Annotated in this window: 15 protein-coding genes; 7 read left to right on the top strand and 8 right to left on the bottom strand. The window is 58.7% G+C overall.

The features are described from left to right. Positions 1-45 precede the first annotated feature (45 nt). Together ACUTSW_RS21910 and bioH are read right to left on the bottom strand one after the other, a co-directional pair. Entirely contained in the window at positions 46-327 is a 282-nt protein-coding gene (locus ACUTSW_RS21910; RefSeq protein WP_004951376.1) for a YdgH/BhsA/McbA-like domain containing protein, read from the bottom strand. Positions 328-586: 259 nt separating this feature from the next. Then, complete coding sequence (gene bioH, locus ACUTSW_RS21915; RefSeq protein WP_445585345.1) at positions 587-1,369, bottom strand: pimeloyl-ACP methyl ester esterase BioH; 783 nt, start codon at positions 1,367-1,369, stop codon at positions 587-589. Positions 1,370-1,411: 42 nt separating this feature from the next. Between bioH and gntX the strand changes: the two genes are divergently transcribed. Together gntX and nfuA are read left to right on the top strand one after the other, a co-directional pair. Next, positions 1,412-2,095, top strand: a complete 684-nt coding sequence (gntX, locus tag ACUTSW_RS21920; protein WP_004951379.1) for a DNA utilization protein GntX — start codon at positions 1,412-1,414, stop codon at positions 2,093-2,095. Positions 2,096-2,153: 58 nt separating this feature from the next. Further along, the gene (gene nfuA / locus ACUTSW_RS21925) at positions 2,154-2,729 is read left to right on the top strand and encodes a Fe-S biogenesis protein NfuA (RefSeq protein ID WP_006328556.1); all 576 of its coding nucleotides are present in this window, start codon (positions 2,154-2,156) and stop codon (positions 2,727-2,729) included. An 80-nt stretch (positions 2,730-2,809) separates the two neighbouring features. On the opposite strand, the gene malQ is transcribed toward nfuA, so the two are convergent. Together malQ and malP are read right to left on the bottom strand one after the other, a co-directional pair. Continuing rightward, positions 2,810-4,900, bottom strand: a complete 2,091-nt coding sequence (gene malQ / locus ACUTSW_RS21930) for a 4-alpha-glucanotransferase (RefSeq protein ID WP_445585346.1) — start codon at positions 4,898-4,900, stop codon at positions 2,810-2,812. 9 nt (positions 4,901-4,909) lie between these two features. Further along, positions 4,910-7,315 carry a maltodextrin phosphorylase gene (gene malP, locus ACUTSW_RS21935; RefSeq protein ID WP_434461758.1) on the bottom strand — a complete coding sequence of 802 codons (2,406 nt, stop codon included), beginning with the start codon at positions 7,313-7,315 and terminating at the stop codon, positions 4,910-4,912. A 544-nt stretch (positions 7,316-7,859) separates the two neighbouring features. Between malP and malT the strand changes: the two genes are divergently transcribed. Together malT and glpE are read left to right on the top strand one after the other, a co-directional pair. Beyond that, entirely contained in the window at positions 7,860-10,574 is a 2,715-nt protein-coding gene (gene malT / locus ACUTSW_RS21940) for an HTH-type transcriptional regulator MalT (RefSeq protein WP_004951391.1), read from the top strand. 83 nt (positions 10,575-10,657) lie between these two features. Next, positions 10,658-10,984, top strand: a complete 327-nt coding sequence (gene glpE / locus ACUTSW_RS21945; protein WP_004951393.1) for a thiosulfate sulfurtransferase GlpE — start codon at positions 10,658-10,660, stop codon at positions 10,982-10,984. Between the two features lie 33 nt (positions 10,985-11,017). On the opposite strand, the gene ACUTSW_RS21950 is transcribed toward glpE, so the two are convergent. The 4 genes from ACUTSW_RS21950 to rbsK form a co-directional block, all read right to left on the bottom strand. After that, on the bottom strand, positions 11,018-12,313 hold the full coding sequence (locus tag ACUTSW_RS21950) for an MFS transporter (RefSeq protein WP_434461761.1): 1,296 nt from the start codon (positions 12,311-12,313) through the stop codon (positions 11,018-11,020). Then, positions 12,310-12,792, bottom strand: a complete 483-nt coding sequence (locus ACUTSW_RS21955; protein ID WP_062868940.1) for a YhcH/YjgK/YiaL family protein — start codon at positions 12,790-12,792, stop codon at positions 12,310-12,312. Before ACUTSW_RS21955 ends, ACUTSW_RS21950 begins: the two co-directional genes overlap by 4 nt. A 96-nt stretch (positions 12,793-12,888) precedes the next feature. Beyond that, complete coding sequence (locus ACUTSW_RS21960; protein ID WP_006328578.1) at positions 12,889-13,812, bottom strand: dihydrodipicolinate synthase family protein; 924 nt, start codon at positions 13,810-13,812, stop codon at positions 12,889-12,891. A 55-nt stretch (positions 13,813-13,867) separates the two neighbouring features. After that, positions 13,868-15,079 carry a ribokinase gene (rbsK, locus tag ACUTSW_RS21965; protein ID WP_445585425.1) on the bottom strand — a complete coding sequence of 404 codons (1,212 nt, stop codon included), beginning with the start codon at positions 15,077-15,079 and terminating at the stop codon, positions 13,868-13,870. 347 nt (positions 15,080-15,426) lie between these two features. Between rbsK and glpG the strand changes: the two genes are divergently transcribed. The 3 genes from glpG (at position 15,427) to glpD (ending at position 18,831) form a co-directional block, all read left to right on the top strand. Beyond that, positions 15,427-16,263, top strand: coding sequence for a rhomboid family intramembrane serine protease GlpG (glpG, locus tag ACUTSW_RS21970; RefSeq protein WP_445585347.1), 837 nt, complete (start codon positions 15,427-15,429; stop codon positions 16,261-16,263). Between the two features lie 36 nt (positions 16,264-16,299). Further along, a complete protein-coding gene (locus ACUTSW_RS21975) occupies positions 16,300-17,058 on the top strand; it encodes a DeoR/GlpR family transcriptional regulator (protein ID WP_004930797.1) in 759 nt (252 codons plus the stop codon). Positions 17,059-17,322: 264 nt separating this feature from the next. Next, on the top strand, positions 17,323-18,831 hold the full coding sequence (glpD, locus tag ACUTSW_RS21980) for a glycerol-3-phosphate dehydrogenase (protein WP_445585348.1): 1,509 nt from the start codon (positions 17,323-17,325) through the stop codon (positions 18,829-18,831). Positions 18,832-18,916: the final 85 nt, after the last annotated feature.

An 18,916-nucleotide genomic window follows, 5' to 3' on the forward strand; every position in this document is an offset into this window, starting at 1 on the left:
CGGAGCAGGGGCGCACATTATGCGCCCCTTGTTAATCAAGAATGATTACTTGTCTTTATACACTTCGGCTGTCGCGCTGAACTTACCGTGTTCGCGACCGGAGATAATCACATAATACTGACCACCTTTTTCATCGGCCTTCTTCGACAGTTCTTCTTTCGCATCCATCGGTGAAGTGGTTTGCGCGGTGGTGGTGACCGTACCGATCTTCTCGTATTTACCCGGATTCTTGTCCAGATCTTCTTTGGTCAGCAAGGTTGCCGCCAGGGAGCTGAAAGACACGGAACCGACGACCAACGCTGCAATAATCATTTTCAAAGATTTCATTACCATACCTCTCAAGGGAACATTTATTTGTTATGAAAGCCGTCCAGGGGTACATGCGTAATAACACCGGCTGCCGTGACATCTTCAGACCTCGTTGCTTTCCCTGACGAGAATCCTTTTCCCAGAGACGAAACGTCAAAGCGAAAAAATCCGCGAGCGGTTTTTCAGTTTTCAGCCAACGCATCTACCCCACTAAGTATCGAACAGGTTTCTTTTTTATCCACTGAGCGGCCATTTCTTTAGCGCTTTATTGTGCGTTTTAGCGCGGAATGCCACCTTCAGTCACAAAGGTATGGATAATCTCGGCAAATTCATCAGGGTGAGAAATGAAGGGCGCATGAGCGGCTTTCGCCATGACCACCGACGATGAATGCGGCCAACTGATATCCAGCAGCCCGGCGACCTTGCGCGGCACCACCCCGTCCAGATAACCGTATATACGCAACAGCGGCAGGGTCAGTTCCGCCATCGGCAGGCGTAAATCCGTGGTGCGCAGCATCTCCAGGCCGCCGTTCAGCACCTCGACGCTCGGCATCGGCTGATTCAACACCACCGATTTCAGCAGGCGTGCGTCCTGCCGTGCGCTTGCCGTACCCAGGGTTTGTAATGCCAGAAAGCGTTCTACGGTGCGCTGGAAGTCCTGACTCAACTGATGCTGAAAACCGCTCAGCACCTCTGGGCGAATCCCCGGCCAGTCGTCCTGCGCGGCAAAGCACGGCGAGGAAGCCACGGTGATCAATCCGCGTACCCGCTGAGGCTGCGTCAGCGCAATCTGGCCGGCCACCAGCCCGCCGAGCGACCAGCCCAACCACCATGCCTGTGGCGGTGCGGCGGCCAACACGATCTCCGCCATCTGCGCGAGCGACATGCCGCCAAATCCCTGACTGCGGCCATAGCCCGGCAGATCGACCAGATGCAGGCGAAAATGCGGCGTCAGCCGCTCAAGCGTGCAACCCCATACCTCCGCATTCAGTCCCCATCCGTGCAGCAGCACAAGATCGCGTTCGCCTTCACCTATTGTTTGCCAGTACAGCGCTGTCATCAGTTATTGTCCTTTCATTCTCATCCGTCAGGGAGGACGGCCATGCTATCAATCCACAGCCGCTGTTGGCTATGCCGGCAGCCATTATGCCTCAGCCGCCACGGCATCTGTAGTTACTGCCTGCGCCATCTGCCGGCCAAACCGCTGTGCTGCCCCTGCTGCGGTCTGCCCGCCGGCGACGCCGCACACCCCTGCGGCCGCTGCCTGCAACGGCCACCGCCCTGGCAGGCGTTGGTGTTCGTCGGCGACTACGTCGCGCCGCTGCGTCAACTGATCAAAAAATTCAAGTTTCAGCACGCACCGGAGCTGGCGCCGCTGCTGGCACGGCTGATATTGCTAAACTGGCAACGGGCGCACAGAGAGCAGTATCTGAACAGACCCGATATGATTTTAGCGGTACCCTTGCAGGCTAAACGCTGCTGGCGACGCGGCTATAACCAGAGCGATCTGCTGGCGCGGCCGCTGGCGCACTGGCTGGGTTGCGATTATCGCCCTGCCGCCCTGAGGCGGGTACGAAAAACCGCTCCACAGCAGCGGCTGCCTGCCCGTATGCGCAGGCGCAACCTGCGTGGCGCCTTTCGTTGCCATGAGCCGCTGGCAGGCCGACACGTTGCCCTGTTGGATGATGTGGTGACGACCGGCAGCACGGTGGCGGAAATCACCAGGCTCTTGCTGCGGCAAGGGGCGGCATCGATACAAATCTGGTGCGTTTGCCGCACATTGTAGTGCCACCGCAATGGGCGTATTATAACCGACAATAGAAGTCAACTACTGAGCTAATGCTATGATTCGTATAACAGATACCGCACAGGAACACTTTGCCAAACTGCTGGCAAATCAAGAAGAAGGCACCCAAATCCGCGTATTCGTGATCAACCCGGGTACGCCTACGGCCGAATGCGGTGTCTCTTATTGCCCGCCGGATGCCGTGGAAGCGACAGACACCGAGCTGAAATTCGAAAAGCTGTCCGCCTATATTGACGAGCTGAGCAAACCTTATCTGGAAGACGCCGAAATCGACTTCGTCACCGACCAGTTGGGTTCGCAGCTGACGCTGAAAGCGCCAAACGCCAAAATGCGCAAGGTCGACGACAACGCCCCGCTGATGGAGCGCGTCGAATACGTGCTGCAATCGCAGATCAACCCACAGCTGGCAGGCCACGGCGGCCGCGTAACGCTGATGGAAATCACCGACGACAGTTTGGCGATCCTGCAGTTCGGCGGCGGCTGTAACGGCTGTTCAATGGTCGACGTAACGCTGAAAGAAGGGATCGAGAAAGAGCTGCTGCAGAAGTTCCCTGAGCTGAAAGGCGTGCGCGATCTGACCGAGCATCAGCGCGGCGAGCACTCTTACTACTGATACCGCTCTCCAGGCAATAGCCTGGAAACGGAAAGAAAAATGCCGGATTGGCTTCGCCAACTCCGGCATTTTTATGACAATTACCCCACCGACACCGTTCGCCGCCGCTTGTCCAGATCCTTCAGCAACCGGTTAACTTGCTGATCGGCAAACATCTCCTCGAGGGTTTTGTTCAGTTTACGCCGCCAGTTTGGGTACTGATCGCTGGTGCCGGGAATATTGACCGGTTCGGCCATGTCCAGCCAGTCTTCCGGCTGCAGGCCCAGCAGTGCGCTGGCGCTGTCGGCAACATAGCGCTGCAAACCACGGTTGAGCAGCGGGCTCATGTTCAGCAACGCCGCCTTCTTGCCCACCTTCTGCGGCACGCAGCCATAATGATGCAATCCGTCCAGCAACCCCTGCTTGGCGCGCTCACGATCGGCAAACAATTCTTTCAGGATCTCCGCATCCGGATACAGCCCCAGCTGGTTGCCCAGTTGCAGATCGCCGCTCTGCCAATAACCGCGCAGCGTCGGCAGGTCATGCGTGGTGATGGTCGCCATCGCCTGCACCGGGTAGGCCTGCGGCGCACGGAAGTGGTTCTCGCCGTCACGCTCGAAATACAGCACCTTATAAGAATAGACGCCGCTGTCGCGCAGCTTGGCGACAATCTCGACCGGCACGGTCCCGAGGTCTTCGCCAATCACCATACAGCGGTGACGCTGGCTCTCCAGCGCCAACACCGCCAACAGGTCATCCACCGGGTATTTCACGTAAGCGCCATGATCGGCGGTTTCGCCGTAGGGGATCCACCACAGGCGCAGCAGCGCCATTACGTGGTCAATGCGCAGCGCACCGCAGCTGGTCATATTGGCGCGCAACAGATCGATAAACGGCTGGTAACCTCGCGCCGCCATCACGTGCGGATCCATCGGCGGCAGCCCCCAGTTTTGCCCCAGCGGGCCCAGAATGTCCGGCGGCGCGCCAACCGACGCTTTCAGGCAATAAAGATCCGGCTCGCACCAGGTTTCCGAACCGCCCTCCGCCACGCCTACCGCTAAATCGCGGTACAGGCCAATCGGCATTTGCTGTTGCTGGCTCCGGCGGAAACAGTCGGCGAACTGGCTGGCGGCCAACCACTGCAACCACAGATAGAAAGTCACCGAATCCTGCTGTTGCCGGCAAAACTGCTTCACTGCGGCGCTGTCGCCCTGCCGATATTGCTCAGGCCAGGCCGGCCAACCCCACAGGCTGCCGTCAGCGGCGGCAAGATGAGCATGCAATGCGTCAAACGCCGCCTGCTGATACAGGCTGTCGCCACCGTCGGCAACAAACTGCTCGAACGCCTGACGCTGTTCGTCACCGGCTTTACGCCCCTGGAACAACGGGAACGCCAGCTTCAGCGCCGCCAGCTTGAGCTGCGTCACCGTGCTGTAATCCACCAGTTCGCTGCTGCGTGCTTTGGTCAGCTGTTTTTGCGTGGCCGGCTTCAGCCACCATTTTTGCGCCGCATCGCTGCGCTGGAACTCTTCCACCGCGTTCACATCGATATACACCACGTTCAGCCAGCGTCGCGACGACGGGCTGTACGGGCTGGCGCTTTCCGGGTTCGCCGGATACAGCGCGTGGATCGGGTTCAGCCCGACAAAAGCGCCGCCCCGTTCCCCAACCTGCTCCACCATTTGCCGCAGATCGCCAAAATCGCCGATACCCCAGTTACGATCGGAGCGCAGGGTGTAAAGCTGGACGCAAGCGCCCCACAGCTTTTGTCCGGTCAGCAGCGCGTCCGGCTCAAAGCAGCGTTTCGGCGCAACAATCAACCGGCACTGCCACTGCCGTTCGTCCTGGGTCAGCGTCAGTTGGTGATAACCCGCCGGCAACTCGCCCGGCAGGGTAAGGGTTTTACGCGCGCCGGCGCGCCCCTGTTGCCGGCCACCGTCTTCACGCAGCAGAGTCCAGAGATACTCGCCGCTGCCCGCAAGCGGCAACGCCACCGGCGCGCCCTGATAGAACACCTTGACCGCCGGCAGCGGCGTCACCACAGCCTCCAGCGGCGCGGCAGTCCGCCCCATGGCATCCAGCAGTTTGCGCTTGGTGTCCTGCGCGATCGCCTGCTGTTTCCCATGAGCGTTAATATAATCAGCGGCAATACCCGCCTGAGCGGCCGCCTGATCGATGCGCTTGCGATCCATTCGCTCTCCTTAACGCTTGGCTTGCCAGATACGCTGTTGGTAGTCGCGGATCGAACGATCCGAACTGAACATACCGACCCGCGCGGTGTTAAGAATAGTGCGGCGTGTCCATTCGTCCTGGTCACGATACAGCTCGTCTACCTGCCGTTGAGCCTGGCAGTACGAAGCGAAGTCGGCCAGCACCAGATAAGGGTCACCGCCTTCCAGCAAGCTGTGCAGCATCATGTCGAAGGCATGCTTGTCGCCATGGCTGAAGGCGCCGCTCGCCAACTCGTCGAGGATCGCCTTCAGGTGTTTGTCCTTCTTGCGGTAGCTGAGCGGGTCGTAGCCTTTGGCCAGCAGCGCCTTCACCTGATCGACGGTATTGCCGAAGATAAAGATATTGTCTTCGCCCACCTGCTCGGCGATCTCCACATTGGCTCCGTCCAGCGTACCGACGGTCAGCGCGCCGTTCAGCGCCAGCTTCATGTTGCCGGTGCCGGACGCCTCTTTGCCGGCGGTAGAGATCTGTTCGGAGATATCCGCGGCCGGGATCATCAGTTCAGCGACGGAAACGCGGTAATCGGGAATAAACGCCACTTTCAGCCGATCCTTCACCAGCGGATCGTTGTTGATCACCGAAGCCGCCTGATTGATCGCATAAATGATGTTCTTCGCCAGATAGTAGCCCGGCGCCGCTTTGGCCCCGAACAGGAATACCCGAGGCACGATGTCCAGATTCGGGTTGTCACGCAGTTGGCGATACAGCGACAGAATGTGCAACAGGTTCAAATGCTGGCGTTTGTATTCGTGCAGGCGCTTGATCTGCACATCAAAAATGGCGTCCGGGTTCAGCGTCAGGCCCATTACACCGTGCACGTAGTTTGCCAAGGCGACTTTGTTATCGCGTTTGATTTGCTGATAACGCTGGCGGAACACTGCGTCGTCGGCATATTTTTCCAGCCCTTTCAGCGCGTCGAGATCGTTGGCCCACTCGACCTTCAGCGTCTCGTCAATCAGCCCCGACAGCGCCGGGTTACACTGTTTCAGCCAGCGGCGCGGCGTGATGCCGTTGGTGACGTTGTGGAATTTGTTCGGCCACAGCTGGTGATATTCCGGGAACAGGTCTTTCACCACCAGGTCGGAGTGCAGCTGCGCTACGCCGTTGACCGCAAAGCCGCTGACCACGCACAGGTTAGCCATGCGCACCTGTTTGTCATGGTGTACCGCCAGCTTGGCCCACACCGCCTTGTCGCCCGGCCAGTGTTTATCCACCAGCTTTTTGAAGTTGGCGTTGATCTGCTTGATGATGGAGAAATGACGCGGCAGCAGGCTGCGTACCAGCTTCTCATCCCAACACTCCAGCGCCTCAGGCATCAGGGTGTGGTTGGTGTAGGCAAAGGTGTTGCTGGTGATCGCCCAGGCCGCATCCCATTCCAACTGATGCTCATCCAGCAGAATGCGCAGCATTTCCGGGATGGCGATGGTGGGATGAGTGTCGTTGAGTTGAATCACTTCATACTTAGGCAGGTCTTCGATCTTGCGGCCGGCCTGATGGTGTTTGCGCAGGATATCCGCCACCGAACAGGCGCACTGGAAATATTGCTGCATCAGGCGCAGACGCTTGCCCGCCTGATGGTTGTCGTTCGGGTACAGTACCTTGGTCAGCTTGGCGGCTTCTACGCCCTGCTTCTCCGCCTGCAGGAATTTGCCGTCGTTGAAATCCCCCAGATCGAACGGGTGCTGATGGGTCGCCTGCCACAGGCGCAGAGGTTGGGTCACGCCATTACGGAAGCCCAGCACCGGCAGATCCCAGGCTTCGCCACGCAGGGTAAACGCCGGACGCCACAGTTCGCGGCCATCGGCCAGTTTTTCCAGTTTCCCGCCGATACCCACATCCACCGACAGCGCGGCATTGTGCTGGAACCACGGGTAGCTTTCGCGCTGCCAGTTATCCGGCGCTTCTTGCTGCTGACCTTCGCTGAACGACTGGCGGAACAGCCCGTATTGGTAATTGAGGCCATAACCGGTGGCCGGTTGCTCCACCGTCGCCATCGAATCCAGGAAACAGGCCGCCAGGCGCCCCAGCCCGCCGTTGCCCAGTGCCGGATCGGTTTCCTGCTCGAGCAGATCCGCCAGCTTGATATCCTGCTCCGCCAGCGCCTGTTCGACGGTGTCGTACCAGCCCAGGTTAATCAGGTTATTCGCCGTCAGGCGGCCAATCAGAAACTCCATCGAAATATAGTTCACATGGCGCAACGGCTTGGCGCTTTTGCGCGGTGCCGGTTGTGCGGCCAATTGCTCGGCCAGCGCGCGGCTTACCGCCTCCCACCATTGGTGCTGGGTCATCTGTTGTGCAGAACTGAGGCCAAACCGTTGCCACTGACGGGTCAGTGCCGCCAGAAAAGCATCCTTTTTAAGCATAGGCTGTGACATAAGGGAAACTCTCTATCCAGTAAGTGGGTCAAATTACCGTTATCGTGCCGGGGAGAAAGGTTGAAGGCATCATCCCGCCCGGGGATTAGCTGGGGAGGAGGATTGGGGCGTAGCTAAAATTGTGATCTCAGGCACTTTTTGACTCCCTTGCATGATGCAAAAAAGCCCGCAGACGAACGCCGCGAGCACTGAGAATAAGCAGAAAATCCCCGCTATGAAATTAGCATAGTTAATGCAGCTGATGAAGTTTTGTACATGCATCGAAATGCTTTCCCTCAACTGCCTTACCCAACCGTCCCACAACGCCGCAATTGCGCAATGATTTGCCTGCAAACGTAAAAAAGTGTGATCAATAGCAATTTAACTCCAAGCCGAAGATGAACCTTGTTGCAATACGTTTAACGTTGTCAGAAGTTAGGAGGGTGATTAATTACGAGCCATAAAATAATTAGTTTTACTCCGATCCCGGCAGGAGTCGCGATGAAATGAACCCCTTCGGGCAGGCCAACGGCTACGGGAGCCGCGATTTTCACTCTGGAATACTATGCTGATCCCATCAAAACTGAGCCGTCCGGTACGGCTGCAAAATACCGTGATCCGCGATCGCCTGCTGGCCAAATTAGCCGGCACGGCAAACTATCGCCTGACATTGGTTAATTGCCCGGCGGGATACGGAAAAACGACGCTGGTCGCACAATGGGCAGCCGGCAAATCAGATTTGGGCTGGTACTCGCTGGATGAAAGCGACAACCAACCCGAGCGCTTTGCCAGCTACCTGATCGCCGCTTTGCAACATGCCAGCGGCGGCCACTGCGTGAAGAGCGAAGCGTTGAGCCAAAAACATCAGTACGCCAGCCTGTCGGCGCTGTTCGCCCAGCTGTTCATTGAGCTGTCCGACTGGCATCAGCCGCTGTACCTGGTGATTGACGATTACCACCTGATCACCAATGACGTCATCCATGAAGCCATGCGCTTCTTCCTGCGTCACCAGCCGGAAAACCTGACGCTGATCCTGCTGTCCCGTACCCTGCCGCCGCTGGGCATCGCCAACCTGCGCGTGCGCGATCAACTGCTGGAGATGGGCACGCAACAACTGGCGTTTACCCATCAGGAAGCCAAACAATTCTTCGACTGCCGTCTGACCGCGCCGATGGAACAGCATGACAGCAGCCGCCTGTGCGATGAAGTCGAAGGTTGGGCCACCGCGTTGCAGCTGATTGCGCTGTCTGCCCGGCAGTCCACCTCGTCTGCACAGCAATCCGCCAAACGTCTGGCCGGTCTGAACGCCAGCCATCTGTCCGATTATCTGGTGGACGAAGTGCTGGATCACGTCGATGCCGGGGCGCGCGCCTTCCTGTTGCGCTGCTCGGTGCTGCGTTCAATGAACGATGCGCTGATCGTGCGCCTGACCGGCGAAGATAACGGCCAGCAACGGCTGGAAGAGCTGGAGCGCCAGGGGCTGTTTATCCACCGCATGGACGACACCGGCGAATGGTTCTGCTTCCATCCGCTGTTCGCCACTTTCCTGCGCCAACGTTGCCAATGGGAGCTGGCGCTGGAGCTGCCGGGGCTGCACCGCGCCGCCGCCGAAGGCTGGCTGGCATTGGGTTACCCGGCGGAGGCGATTCACCACGCGCTGGCGGCCAGCGACGTCAGCATGCTGCGCGATATCCTGCTGCAACACGCCTGGTCGCTGTTCCATCACAGCGAGCTGGCCCTGCTGGAAGAGTGCCTGAATGCGCTGCCGTATGAACGCTTGATCCAAAATCCCAAGCTGGCGCTGTTGCAGGCCTGGCTGGCGCAGAGCCAACACCGCTACATCGAAGTGAATACCCTGTTGGAACGCGCCGAACAGGCGATGCGCGATCAAAAAATCGACGTCGATCGGACCCTGCATGCCGAATTCGACGCCCTGCGCGCACAGGTGGCGATCAACGCCGGCAAGCCGGAAGAGGCCGAACGCCTGGCCACCGAGGCGCTGAAATTTCTGCCGCTTTCCAGTTATTACAGCCGCATCGTCGCCACCTCGGTAACCGGCGAAGTCCATCACTGCAAGGGCGAGCTGGCCCGCGCGTTGCCGATGATGCAACAAACCGAGCAGATGGCGCGACGCCATCAGGCTTATCACTATGCGCTGTGGGCGCTGTTGCAACAGAGCGAAATCCTGATTGCCCAGGGTTTCCTGCAGGCCGCCTATGAGACGCAGGACAAGGCGTTTGAGCTGGTGCGCGAACAGCATCTGGAACAGTTGCCGATGCATGAGTTCCTGCTGCGTATCCGTTCGCAGATCCTGTGGTCCTGGTCGCGGCTGGACGAAGCGGAAGACGCGGCGCGTCAGGGCCTGAAAATTCTGGCCAACTTCCAACCTCAGCAGCAGCTGCAGTGCATCGCCATGCTGGCCAAATGCTCGCTGGCACGCGGCGATCTGGATAACGCCCATGCGCATCTGCAGCGTTGCGAAGCGCTGTTGCACGGCTCTCAGTACCATCGCGACTGGCTGACCAACGCCGACAAACCGCGAGTGATCCACTGGCAGATGACCGGCGATACCGCCGCCGCCGCCCAATGGCTGCGCCAGACCGAAAAACCCGGCATGGCGGATAACCACTTTATGCAGGGCCAGTGGCGTAATATCGCCCGGGTGCAAATCATGCTCGGCCAGTACGAAGAAGCCGAAGTGGTGCTGGATGAACTGAACGAAAACGCCCGCCGCCTGCGGCTGGTGAGCGATCTGAACCGCAACCTGCTGCTTAGCAACCAGCTTTACTGGCAAATGGAACGTAAAGGCGATGCGCAGAAGGTCCTGATGGAGGCGCTGTCCCTGGCCAGCCGCACCGGATTTATCAGCCACTTTGTCATCGAGGGCGAAGTGATGGCGCAGCAGCTGCGTCAGCTGATTCAGCTCAATACGCTGCCGGAGCTGGAGCACCATCGCGCTCAGCGCATTCTGCGCGACATCAACCAGCATCATCGGCATAAATTCGCGCATTTTGACGAGAACTTCGTCGATAAGCTGCTAACGCACCCGCAGGTGCCGGAACTGATCCGTACCAGCCCGCTGACGCAGCGCGAATGGCAGGTGCTGGGGCTGATTTATTCCGGTTACAGCAACGACCAGATCGCCGGCGAGCTGGACGTGGCGGCCACCACCATCAAAACCCATATCCGCAATCTGTATCAGAAGCTGGGCGTGGCCCACCGTCAGGAAGCGGTACAGCAGGCGCAGCAACTGCTGAAGATGATGGGTTACGGCGCCTAAAAACCACAGTATTGCTCTGGTCTTAATTGCCGCAGAGTTGGTTACAATGGCGGCATATTCTCATTACAAGGCAGTCAGAAGTCATGGAACAGTTTGAAGCGATCAACGTTGAACAAGCCTACGCGCGTTGGAAAGAAGACAGCGCCGCTCTGGTCGACATCCGCGATCCGCAGAGTTTTGAAGCCGGGCACACGCCGGGCGCCTTTCACCTTACCAACGCCAGCCTGCAAACGTTCATGCAGCACAACGACTTTGACCGGCCGGTGATGGTGATGTGCTACCACGGCAACAGCAGCCGCAGCGCGGCGCAATACCTGCTGAATCAGGGGTTTGATGCGGTGTACAGCATTGATGGCGGCTTTGAAGCCTGGGCACGCCAGTACCCGCAGGACGTTGAAACCTCAGCGTAAAAATCAGGGCGCATCCTGCGCCCTCTTCCCTTGTTACTCCGCCGCCGCCATCGGCCGTTTGACAAACAGGCCGTAGCTGAACGCCCCCAGCATCAGCAAACTCGCCCCCAGCAAGAACACGTTGGTGAACTGCCCGGTCAGATCGAGGATCACCCCGGTGACAATCGGCGCCATCGCCGCACCGAGGAAACCGCCAAAGTTCTGAATCGCCCCCAACGAAGCCACCTGCTGTTTCGGTGCGATATCCGTCGCCAGCGTCCAGATCACGCCGGAAGGCAGCTGCGAGAAGAAATACCCCAGCGACAGCAATAAAATGCACAGCGGCGTACTGTCGACAAAGGCGATCGGCGCCACGCAGCAGGCCGCCAGCGCGGCACCGCAAACGATCGGGATCTTGCGTGCGGTGATCGCTTTCACCCCGCGGCGAATCAAACGATCGGAAATCGCCCCGCCGCACAATACCCCCAGAATGCCGGCAAAGAACGGGATCGAGGCGATCCAACCGGTCTGCTTCAGGCTAAAGCCCAGCGAATTCTCCAGGTAGCTCGGCAGCCAGGTCAGGTAAACCCAGATGGTGAACATGATGGAAAAGTTGCCCAAAATCATGAACCAGGTCGTTCTATGGCGGAACAGCGAACCCCAGCTCCCCCCCTGCGCCTGGCTGACGGCTTTTGCCGCCGCACGTTTTTCGGCGTGGATCATCGCCTCTTCCCGCGCCGTCGGATCACGGTAAAACTTCAGCCAGGCCAGCATCAGCGGAATGCCCGCCAGGCCAATGGCGATAAACATGCCGCGCCAGCCCAGGGTCAGCAGCAGCACGGTGAGGATCGGCGGAGCGATGGCGTTGGCAATCTGCGAACCGGTGTTGATGATCGACGTAGGCAGGCCACGCTCTTTCTCCGAGAACCAGCGATGGGTGATCTTGATCCCCGACGTGAAAAACGGGGATTCCGATACGCCCAGCAGCATCCGCAGGCCATAGAACATCGAGTAGCTGTTGACGAACGCCGCCATCACGGTAAATGCCGACCACAACCCCAGCGCCCAGGAAAACATTTTTTTCGGCCCCAGTTTGTCCACCAGCCAGCCGGCGGGCAGGTTGGCGAGCGCGTAAGGCCACAAAAACGCCGACAGCAGCAGGCCCATTTCGGTCGAGGAAAAGCCAAACTCCCGGGCGATAGTGGTATTGGCGATGCTCAGGTTGGCGCGATCGAGATAGTTCACCACCGCGGCAATCAACAGGATCAGGATAATGCCCCAGCGCAAACGGGAGATCGGCGCCGCCGGTGCGGCGGCCGATGCATGCAGCGCAGAAGTCGCCTCTTTCATGATTGCGGCTCCGTAAACAGGCTGAGGTGAATTTTGATCACGGCTTTGCGGATAAAACACTCACCGTGGGTTTGGCAGCAAGGGCGATGCAGATCGTGCGGGAAAAATACCGCAAAGGTGCCTGGCAGCAGCGGGACCGCCATTTCATTTTGCACCTGTTGGTAAAACACGATGTCGTGGTGGCGCCGCTCTTCCGCCACGGGTTCATCACCCCGGCGGCGCGCCACGCCGATGGTTTCTTCCCCCTGCAACAGGTACTGCACGTCAACGTGGTCAAAGTGCGACTCAGGGCGCATTTGCTGCGCCGGCACGGTGCTCATTTCCTGCAACAGACAAAACATCTTGCCGGGAATAATGTCGATTTTACCGGGTTGCAGCGTGGCAAAATCAGTGCGTTCGATAAACGCGATGGCCTGGTGAATAATCGGATGAAACGCGTGTTTTTCCCGCGCCCAGTCCTGCAGATCGCAAAGCATCATGATGGTGTTCCCCGTGTAGTGATAGTTTTAGCGGGTGTAGTAGGTACAGCGGTGTTGTTGAACCGCGGGAGGATGTCGCCATCTTCCCGCACAGCCTTAACCGGCAATTTTTTGCTGGTAGAACCCGGTGCCGCTGCGGATTTGATCCAGCAGCACGCCCAGCCCCCAGAATTTCTCCAGCACGTCGTCCTGATTTACCCGGCACAGCTCGCTGTCGAAAGTGCCCAAACGCTGGTGATAGATCTTGGCGTTTTTCGGGTAACCCAGCGTCTCCGTGACCGCCGCCAGCGACAGGAAAGTCGCCAGTTCCTGCGCCAGCTCAGGCCGCTGCGCGCCGTGGTGATACAGCCAGTGGTACAGCTCCGGGTGGAAATTGGTGAACACCCCGCTGAACCCTTTGGATCCGGCCTGCATCGCCGGCCAGGCGATAGCGGCGTTGGCATTGATGATATTCAGCGGCGTCCCTGCGGTTAACGCCACCCGACGCGTCACGGTCGGCAGATCGCAACTGACGTCCTTCAGCACGACAAAACGGCCGCTGTTGGCGCAATAGCTCAGCTCTTCATCGCTCAGCAAACGGCGGTAAGGTGCCGGGCATTCGTACAGGCCCAGCGGCATGCTAGCCGGCAACGCCGCCAGCAGGCTGTCCAGCGTGGCGAAAAATGCCGCGCTGCCCTGGCGTTGCGGGTCAAGATGGTTGGTCACCAGCACCAGCGCGTCGATGCCGGTTTGCGCCATCGCCTGCAGTTCTTCAATTTGCTGCTCCAGCGCGTCGCTGATATGGCCGGAAGCGATAACCGGCACCCGGCCGTCTACCCGCTGCACCACAAAACGCGCCAGCTCAACCCGTTCCGCCAGGCTGAGGAACTGCATCTCGCTGGACTGACAAACGGCGAACAACGCATCGACGCCACGCTGCAAATACCAGTCGATCAGGCGCGCCAGGCCCGGATAGTCGATCTCGTTGCGAGCGGTAAACGGCGTTAGCATTACCGGCACAATGCCCTCGATGTTCTTCATTTTTGCTCCTCACACCGCGCTGACGCGGCAGACAATGGTGTTGTTTGATTAGGGATCAGCGCTGGCTCAGACGAGCCACCACCTGTTGATGTTGCGGCATGTTGGACGCCCCTTCTCTTTCCACCGCCAGTGACGCGAAGGCGGCGGCATAGGTTGCCGCCTGGGCAATCGTTTGCCCGGTGGCGATAGCTGCGGCGAAGGCGCCGTTGAACGCATCTCCCGCACCGGTGGTATCAACGCTCAACGCCGGGAATGCGGGAATATGCTGGAACTGCGAACCTTCGAGGATCATCGCTCCGCGCGCTCCCATGGTGATGATGACCCGTCGGGCGCCCAGCGCGGCGATACGCTGCGCCGCCTCTTTGGCGCTGTTCAAATCCGTGACCTCTACGCCGGACAGCAGCGAGGCCTCGGTTTCATTCGGGATAATCACATCGACATATTCCAGGCATTGCAGCGCGTCGGCGGAGTAAGGCGCAGGATTGAGGATCACCCGGATCCCCAACGCATTGGCCAGCTTCATCGCGTTCAGCGTGGCGTTAAAGTTATTCTCCAGCTGCACCAGCAGAACCTCTGCGCCGGCCAGCTCCGGGGCGATTGCCGCCACTTCTTCGTCGGTGATGGTTTTATTGGCGCCGGAATAAATGGCGATCATGTTCTCGCCGTCCTGCTGCGAAACATAAATGATGGCGTTGCCGGTCGGCTCGGTTTCCGATTGGTATAAAGTGAACGAGTGGATTTCCGACGCAGAGAGATGGTCGAAAGCGAACTGGCTGAACTGATCTTTGCCCACTTTGGACACGAAATGCACCTGAGCACCGGCCCGGCTGGCGGCCATCGCCTGATTGGCCCCCTTGCCGCCGGGGCCGAGCGTACTGCCCAGCGCCAGCAGCGATTCGCCGCCTTTGGGAAAGCGCGCCACTCTGGCGACGATATCGACATTGAATGACCCCAGAATACAGACCTTGCCTCGCATGTTTTTTCCTCTCTCCGGCTCCTGCACCTTTCTTTTCTGGCTTTCCAGGCGCCTTAACAGCACTTCGAACGTGCCGTCGGTTTCGGTAATTAATTTGGCCTGCAGGCTGCGGCGGATGACGATCGCGCCGCCGTGGCAGCGCTGCACTAACCCCAGTTGCGCCAGCACGTTTAAATCGCTGCGGATGGTTTCTTTGGTCACCGCAAAAGACGTGGCCAGGTACGCCACGCTAACGCGTTCATATTTATCCAGATAATCCAGAATGTTATTGCGTCGTTCTTCGAGAAACATAGTCACCTCAGCACCTGTTTTTGAGAGTAAGGGACCCCCGGTGGTTAAAAAGTGACTGTGATCATATGTTGCAGGGCTAAACGGAAGTAAACAAAAATCGCTGCAATATTCGCCGGCCCATGGCGGGAAAACCGCGGGATTGATGAGCCGTCACAGGGCCGTTAGTGAGTGTTTTTACTGGTTTTTTGCAGATCCCTTGCCTGCGTTCAAGATTTCAACGGTATAATCAGCCGTCAACGCCGTCGGCGGCAAACCGACGGTCCAACTTATCTTTACCCTATGAATTTCAAGCTGCGGCCAGGCGGCAAGAGGCTTGAAAGGCGACGGGTATATGAAACGGAATATCTATGGTTCGAGTAATCGCCGTATCCAACCCCCGCCTGGCTCAGGCCTTTGTCGACTACATGGCGACACAGGGCATCGAGCTTAGCGTGCACAATACCGGCGAGGCGGCGGAAATCTGGTTGGCTGACGACAGCCATCTGGATCAGGTGCAGCACGAGTTGCAGCAGTTCCTGGTCGATCCGCTCAACCGCCGCTATCAGGCCGCCAGTTGGGAAGCCGGCAACACCGGCGCCGATCTGCACTACCCAGGCTACTCCTATCTGCACACCCTGCGCAGCAAGGCCGGGCCGCTGACGCTGGGCGTGATGGTGCTGTGCATTGCGGTGTATATCCTGATGCAGGCGATGGGCGATGACACCGTGATGTACTGGCTCTCCTGGCCGCAGGACAGCAGCCAATACCCGCAGCTGTGGCGCTGGGTCAGCCACGCGTTTTTGCATTTTTCGCTGCTGCACATCACCTTTAACCTGCTGTGGTGGTGGTATCTCGGCGGCCCGCTGGAAAAACGCCTCGGCACCGGCAAGCTGTTCGTGCTGGCGGTGGTATCGGCCTTCTTCAGCGGTTGGGCGCAGTCACTGTTCAGCGGCGCGTTGTTCGGCGGCCTGTCCGGCGTGGTCTATGCGCTGATGGGCTACAGCTGGCTCAGCGGCGAACGGGCACCGGAACGCGGCCTGATGCTGCCGCGCGGCCTGATGGTATTTTCAGTGCTCTGGCTGGTGGCCGGGTATTTCGATATTTTAGGAATGTCGATCGCTAACGCGGCACACGTGGCCGGTTTAGTGTTAGGGTTATTGATGGCATTTTGGGACACGCGTCATCGCGCGCACAACGAACAATAACAGCCAGGTACAAGCCAGGCGTTTTAGGGGATTATCGTGAAGCAAACACAGCGTCATGACGCAATTATCGAGCTGGTGCGCCTGCAAGGTTATGTCAGTACGGAAGAACTGGTCGAACATTTTGACGTCAGTCCGCAAACGATTCGCCGCGATTTGAATGACCTTGCCGATCAGAACAAAATTCAGCGCCATCACGGCGGCGCTGCGTTGCCTTCCAGCTCGGTCAATGCCGCTTATAACGATCGCAAAGTGATGTGGTCGGAAGAGAAAGCGCGTATCGCCCAGCGCGTCGCCAGCCAGATCCCCGACGGCGCCACGCTGTTTATCGACATCGGCACCACGCCGGAAGCGGTCGCTCACGCGCTGATGAACCACAAAAACCTGCGCGTGGTGACCAATAACCTGAACGTCGCCACCCTGCTGACCGCCAAGGAAGATTTCCGTCTGATCCTGGCCGGTGGTGAAGTGCGCACCCGCGACGGCGGCATCATGGGCGAGGCCACGCTGGACTTTATCTCCCAGTTCCGGCTCGATTACGGCATTCTCGGCATCAGCGGCATCGACATGGACGGCTCGCTGCTCGAATTCGACTACCATGAAGTGCGCACCAAACGCGCAATTATCGAAAACTCGCGCTGCGTGATGCTGGTGACCGACCATTCCAAATTCGGCCGCAATGCGATGGTCAACCTCGGCAATATGAACCTGATCGACTACCTGTTTACCGACCAGTTACCGCCGCCAAGCGTGATGAAAATCATCGAACAGTACGACGTGCAGCTGGAGCTGTGCTGATCTCCGCCCTTCTCGTCTAACCCAATGGGCGCAGCCTGCCGCGCCGTTACCCCGCCGTTTTTACCCGGGCTCAGCCTGCTGAGCCCGGCATTGCCTGCCGGAATATCCCTTTTCTTTGTATAACTACTATCACCAAACTGTTACCTCTATCACGCCTAAATGTTTTTGTTTGGTTAAGTCTTGGCTTGTTTGTTGGTTTTTGATTACAATCATGAGCGAAAACGAACATGAAAGAGCTATTTCGAACATCTGGAGGAAGTTGACGTGGAAACCAAAGACTTGATCGTTATCGGTGGCGGCATCAACGGTGCCGGCATCGCAGCAGATGCTGCCGGGCGCGGGCTGTCCGTACTGCTACTGGAAGCGCAAGACTTGGCCTGCGCTACGTCTTCCGCCAGTTCCAAACTGATCCACGGCGGCCTGCGCTACCTGGAACACTACGAATTCCGCCTGGTGAGCGAAGCGCTGGCCGAGCGTGAAGTGTTGCTGAAGCTGGCGCCGCACATCGCGTTCCCCATGCGTTTCCGCCTTCCGCACCAGCCGCATCTGCGCCCGGCCTGGATGATCCGCATCGGCCTGTTCCTGTACGATCACCTGGGCAAACGCACCAGCCTGCCGGGCAGCAAGAGTTTGCGCTTTGGACCAGAATCGGTACTGAAGCCTGAACTGAAGCGCGGTTTCGAATATTCCGACTGCTGGGTCGACGACGCTCGCCTGGTGGTGCTGAACGCGCAGGAAGTGGAAAAACGCGGCGGCGAAGTGCGCACCCGCACCAAAGTGACCCGCGCATGGCGTGAAAACGGCCTGTGGATGGTGGAAGCGGTTGACGTCGACAGCGGTAAAACCTTTACCTGGCGCGCCAAGGGCCTGGTCAACGCCACCGGCCCTTGGGTGAAACACTTCTTTGACGACGGCCTGAAGCTGAAATCCCCGTACGGCATCCGCCTGATCAAAGGCAGCCACATTGTGGTGCCGCGCGCTCACAACCAGCCGCAGTCCTATATTCTGCAAAACGAAGACCACCGCATCGTGTTCGTGATCCCGTGGAATGACGAATTCTCGATCATCGGCACCACCGACGTGGAATACCACGGCGATCCGAAAGACGTGAAGATCGACGATAACGAGATCGACTACCTGCTGAAAGTGTACAACGACCACTTCAAGAAGCAGTTGGGCCGTGACGACATCGTCTGGACCTACTCCGGTGTGCGCCCGCTGTGCGATGACGAATCTGATTCGCCGCAGGCGGTGACCCGCGACTACACGCTGGACGTGCATGACGAGCAGGGCAAAGCGCCGCTGCTGTCGGTGTTCGGCGGTAAACTGACCACCTATCGCAAGCTGGCTGAACATGCGATGGAAAAACTGGCGCATTATTATCCTGGCTGCGGCCCGGCATGGACCAAAAACGGCTCTCTGCCCGGCGGCGATATCGGTGGCGATCGCGACAGCTATGCCGCCAAACTGCGCCGCGAACACGGCTGGTTGCCGGAATCCCTGGCGCGCCGCTACGCCCGCACCTATGGCAGCCACAGCGAGCTGATCCTGGCGAATGCCAATGGCCTTGGCGATCTGGGCGAAGAGTTTGGCCACGGCCTGTATGAAGCCGAACTGCGCTATCTGGTAGAGAAAGAGTGGGTGGTCGAGCTGGAAGACGCCATCTGGCGCCGTACCAAGCTGGGCATGTGGCTGGATGATACGCAGCAGGCGCGGGTGAAAGCCTGGCTGGCGCAACACACGAAAACGAAAACGCTCTCTCTGGCTTCCTGAGCCATTGAAGGTGAAAAGGGCCGGATATCCGGCCCTTCAGATTAGCGACAAAGGTCCGAAAAACGTGGTTTTCGAACCTTTGGGG

It is taken from the genome of Serratia sp. TSA_198.1, assembly GCF_052686505.1.